At 71.1% G+C, this 4,575-nt stretch carries 5 protein-coding genes; 3 read left to right on the top strand and 2 right to left on the bottom strand.

What is annotated here, in order from left to right; genetic code table 11:
* Positions 1-99: 99 nt before the first annotated feature.
* The gene (locus H5J33_RS24530; RefSeq protein WP_181797051.1) at positions 100-897 is read left to right on the top strand and encodes an SAM-dependent methyltransferase; all 798 of its coding nucleotides are present in this window, start codon (positions 100-102) and stop codon (positions 895-897) included.
* Between the two features lie 258 nt (positions 898-1,155).
* Positions 1,156-2,634 carry a glutamate-cysteine ligase family protein gene (locus H5J33_RS24525; RefSeq protein ID WP_181797050.1) on the top strand — a complete coding sequence of 493 codons (1,479 nt, stop codon included), beginning with the start codon at positions 1,156-1,158 and terminating at the stop codon, positions 2,632-2,634.
* Positions 2,635-2,737: 103 nt separating this feature from the next.
* On the opposite strand, the gene H5J33_RS24520 is transcribed toward H5J33_RS24525, so the two are convergent.
* Both H5J33_RS24520 and H5J33_RS24515 read right to left on the bottom strand, forming a co-directional pair.
* A complete protein-coding gene (locus H5J33_RS24520) occupies positions 2,738-3,286 on the bottom strand; it encodes a putative immunity protein (RefSeq protein ID WP_181797049.1) in 549 nt (182 codons plus the stop codon).
* Between the two features lie 14 nt (positions 3,287-3,300).
* Positions 3,301-3,687, bottom strand: a complete 387-nt coding sequence (locus H5J33_RS24515) for a helix-turn-helix domain-containing protein (RefSeq protein WP_181797048.1) — start codon at positions 3,685-3,687, stop codon at positions 3,301-3,303.
* Positions 3,688-3,817: 130 nt separating this feature from the next.
* Between H5J33_RS24515 and H5J33_RS24510 the strand changes: the two genes are divergently transcribed.
* Positions 3,818-4,468: an FMN-dependent NADH-azoreductase gene (locus tag H5J33_RS24510; protein WP_181797047.1), complete on the top strand. Its 651-nt coding sequence runs from the start codon at positions 3,818-3,820 to the stop codon at positions 4,466-4,468.
* Positions 4,469-4,575 lie beyond the last annotated feature (107 nt).

Here is a 4,575-nt window from a genome sequence, read left to right as displayed (position 1 = left end):
GCCTGCGGGAACTCCCGTGGCCGTCCCGGAAGTTCCTGTGGGAGGCTGGGCCCGGCCGTCGCGGACCGAGGCCGGGCCGGCCGCCGAGAGGAGCACAGCGTGACAGAGAACGGCTACGAGGCCGTCACCATCGACACCAGCAAGCCGCACCCCGCGCGGATCTACGACTATCTGCTGGGTGGCAAGGACAACTACGAGGTGGACCAGCGGGCGGGCGACGCGCTCGCCGCCGCGGCCCCCGAGGCACGCATCGGCGTCCGGGCGAACCGCGCCTTCCTGGAGCGTGCCGTCCGGTACGTGGTGGGCAGCGGGGTCCGGCAGATCCTGGACATCGGCACCGGGCTGCCCACGTCGCCGAACGTGCACGAGGTCGCCCAGACGGTGGCGCCCGACGTCCGCGTGGCCTACGTCGACAACGACCCGATCGTCGCCGCGCACGGCAACGCCCTGCTCAGCCGGTCCGGTACGACCCGTATCGTCCTCGGCGACCTGCGCGACCCGCGCGCCGTGCTGGACCACCCCGACATCCGCCAGCTGATCGACTTCGATCAGCCGGTGGCCCTGCTGCTCGTCGCCATCCTGCACTTCCTGGCCGACACGGACCGCCCCGCCGAGATCGTCGCCACGCTGCGCGACGCGCTGCCCGCCGGGAGCTTCCTGGTGCTGTCGCACGCCACGGGCGACTTCGCCGACCGCACCGACGCCCAGGCCGTCTACACCAACGCCACCGCCTCCCTGAACCTGCGCGGCCGGGCCGAGGTGGAGCGGTTCTTCGACGGTTTCGAGCTGGTGGAACCGGGCCTGGCCCAGGTCCCGTTCTGGCGCCCGGACGCCCCGCCGCCGCCCCGGTCCGAGGAGATAGGTTTCTACGGCGGCGTGGCCCGCAAGACGTCCTGACCACCGCGACACGACCCGGTGGGCCGGACCGCCCTCGCTCCCCCTCCCACTCCCGTTGCGTCCCCGCTCCGGCGGCATCCAGCCGTCGGAGGTGTGGGCCGGCACCCACCACGGTCAAGCCACGGGGCCCGCAGCCGTCGGTCACCTCACCACGGCCGGGCGACCGCCCCCGGCCCCTCCCCTGCCTGCATGGTGCCCGGGACGTGCCGGTGCGACGCTGGAGGAGAAGGTGTCCGACGAGGGGACCTGGGAGGGCCGATGGGACGGGACGTCCCGGCGCTCGTCTTCACCCGCGAGGACCGCCGCCGGTACCGGATCAAGATGCAGGCGTGTCTCGAGGCGCTCGCGCAGATGCTGCGCGAGGCGCGTTTCGACGCGGAACGTCCTCAGGTCGGCCTGGAGATAGAACTGAACCTGGTGGACGACGCCGGTGAGCCGGCGATGCGCAACACCGATGTGCTGGCGGCGATCTCCGACCCCGCGTGGTCGACCGAACTGGGCCGGTTCAACCTGGAGATCAACGTTCCGCCCCGGCGGCTGACCGCAGGCGGTCCGGATGCCTGGGAGGCGGAGATCCGGGCCGCGCTGAACCACGCCGACGAGCGGGCCCGGTCGGCCGGCGCCCGACTGATCATGGTCGGGATCCTGCCCACCCTGCGACAGGAGGAGATCGGCGAGGACGCCTTGTCGGAGAACCCCCGCTACCGGCTGCTCAACGACCAGGTCTTCGCGGCCCGCGGCGAGGATCTGCGCATAGAGATCGACGGGACGGACCGGCTGCGGACCTACGCAGACACGATCACCCCGGAGGCCGCGTGCACCAGCACGCAGTTCCATCTCCAGGTGTCGCCGGAGCAGTTCGCCGACTATTGGAACGCGGCGCAGGCGATCGCCGGGGTGCAGGTCGCGCTCGCGGCCAACGCGCCGTTCCTGTTCGGCAAGGAGCTGTGGCACGAGACCCGGATCCCGCTGTTCGAGCAGGCCACCGACACCCGCCCGGAGGAGATCAAGGTGCAGGGGGTGCGGCCCCGGGTGTGGTTCGGGGAGCGGTGGATCAACAGCGTCTTCGACCTGTTCGAGGAGAACCTGCGCTACTTCCCGGCCCTCCTTCCCCTGTGCGACGCGCAGGACCCCGTGGAGACACTGGACCGCGGCGACATCCCCGAACTGGCCGAACTCACCCTGCACAACGGCACGATCTACCGCTGGAACCGGCCGGTGTACGCCGTCGCCCACGACCGGCCGCACATCCGGGTGGAGAACCGGGTGCTGCCCGCCGGCCCGACCGTCGCCGACACCCTCGCCAACGGGGCGTTCTACTACGGTCTGACCCGGGCTCTGGTGGAGGAGGACCGGCCGGTGTGGTCGCGGATGTCGTTCGCCGCCGCCGAGGACAATCTGCACACCGCCGCCCGGCTCGGCATCGACGCGCCGCTGTACTGGCCCGGGATGGGCGAGGTGCCGGCGCCGGAACTGGTGCTGCGCCGGCTGCTGCCGCTCGCGCACCGGGGTCTGGAGCACTCCGGCATGGACGCGGCCTGGCGGGAGCCGCTGCTCGGGGTGATCGAGCAGCGGTGTGTGACCGCGCGCAACGGCGCGGTCTGGCAGAAGGAGATGTTCCACCACGTCGACGCCACCGCGCACGCCGGCCGGCACGAGGCGCTGCGCCGTATGACCGAGGTGTACATCGACTACATGCACCTCAACGCCCCGGTACACACCTGGCCGGTCGACTGAGCACGACCGTCTCCGACCCGGGGAAGGCGAACTGTCGGCCGGGCGGTGACCGTACAGCGCCGGGGTCGGTCGCCGACCGTGTGGCCGTAGCGAGCGCCGGGAGTCATTCAGGGAGCGTGGGCGAACGAAGGCCGGTGTCCAACATGCGCATCAATTCACCCACCCGTCCACCGCCGGCCGGTGCCGCCGGGAAGCGTTTGAGCACCTGCACGACGACGGGGGTCGCACGCCGCACCGCTCGTTCGACGTATCGGGCACCCACGCCCGGGTCGTGGCCGGAAACGAGTTCGGCCGCCCTGGCCGCGTGGGCGCCGGCTCCGAGAATGTGCTTGACCTGGGTGGCTTTGGCCAGCGGATGCAGGTAGGCGGCGCCCGCCGCGGACATCGCTGCCCGGGCTGCCTCGCGCCCGGCCTCGGTGTCCGCGTTCTTGGCTGCCTTGAGGGCCGCCCACGCCGTGTCGCGCAAAGACTTCCCTCGCTCACCACCCCGGGCGAACTCCCACGCGGCACCGACAGCGTCTCGAGGCCGCGAGTCCTCGGGCTGATCGGCCTCGAATACCTCCAGCACCACTTCGGCGCACGCCACGGCGAAAGCGGTGACCTCACGAAGGTCTTGCTTACTCAGGGCAATCGCGCCCTCGTCCCCTGCCATGAGTCCAAGGGGCGTCAGGCCGTTGCCCGGCGCGGCCGTTCCGGTACGGCCCCGGTGCACTCCGGGGCGTCCGGGAGGTGGGACTTGGCCCACTCGGCCAGTTCGCGGAGGGCGGGTTCCAGGGCGGCGCCGGCCTCGGTGAGCCGGTAGGAGACGCGCAGTGGGGGGCCCTCGTCGACCTCGCGCAGGACGAGACCGGCGGCGCCGAGTTCGGCGAGCCGGTCGGAGAGCATGCGTTCGCTGATGCCGGGAATGGCCCGCCGCAGGTCGGTGAAGTAGGCGGGCTGCACCACCAGGACGGCCACGATCGGTCCGCTCCAGCGCTTGCCGAGGAGCTGGAAGACGCGGGTGATGCCGTCGTCCACCCGCTTGCAGGCCGCGCTGTCGTGGTTCTCGTCCATGACGTCAGAGTACTACCTCACCGTTGGGTGCTGAAGAAAAGTAAGTTCATGTGCTAAAAGTAGTTCAGTACGAAACATCAGCCCGTGCTTCCGGTGTCCGGGCTGTTCCCGCCCTTTCCTGGAGACATCCATGGCCACCCTGCTCCACATCGATTCGTCCGTGTTCCCCGCCGAGGCGTCGGCCTCGCGTGCGGTGACGGAGTCCTTCCGCAAGCACTGGCAGGAGGAGCACCCCGAGGGCACGGTCATCTACCGCGACCTCGCGGCGCAGCCCGTTCCGCATATCACCGCCGACGCCCACCTCGCGGGCTTCACCGACTCGGCCACCCACACCCCCGAGCAGGCCGCCGCGTTCGCCGAGCGCGTCAAGCTGATCGAGGAGCTGGAGCGGGCCGACGCGGTGCTGATAGGCGCGCCGATGTACAACTTCTCGATTCCCTCCACCCTCAAGGCCTGGCTGGACAACGTGATCCTCATAGGCCGGACCGCGGGCGAGACCCAGTCCGCCAAGGGCACCCCGGTGACCGTCGTCGCCAGCCGGGGCGGCTCCTACGCGCCGGGCACCCCGCGCGAGGGCTTCGAGTACGTGCAGAACTACCTCGGCGCCGCCCTCGGCACGGGCCTCGGCATGGAGGTGGACTTCATCGTCCCGGAGCTGACCATGGCGACCGCGAACCCGGCGATGGCCGACCTGGTCCCCCTGTACGAGGCCTCCCGCAAGCGTGCCCTGGAGGACGCCGCCACCAAGGCTCGGGAGCTGGCCAAGCGCGTCGCCGCCTGAGCACGCGCACGCCCCCGCCGACGCGTGACCCGGGCCGCCCACGAAGCGGTCGGCTCTCGATCTGCTTCACCGTCTCGAGGCCCACACCCACGATGATGAGGATGCTG

Source organism: Streptomyces sp. WELS2 (genome assembly GCF_013870595.1).
In the GTDB taxonomy this organism is placed as follows: domain Bacteria; phylum Actinomycetota; class Actinomycetes; order Streptomycetales; family Streptomycetaceae; genus Streptomyces.
This window is presented reverse-complemented; position numbering and strand designations above follow the sequence as displayed.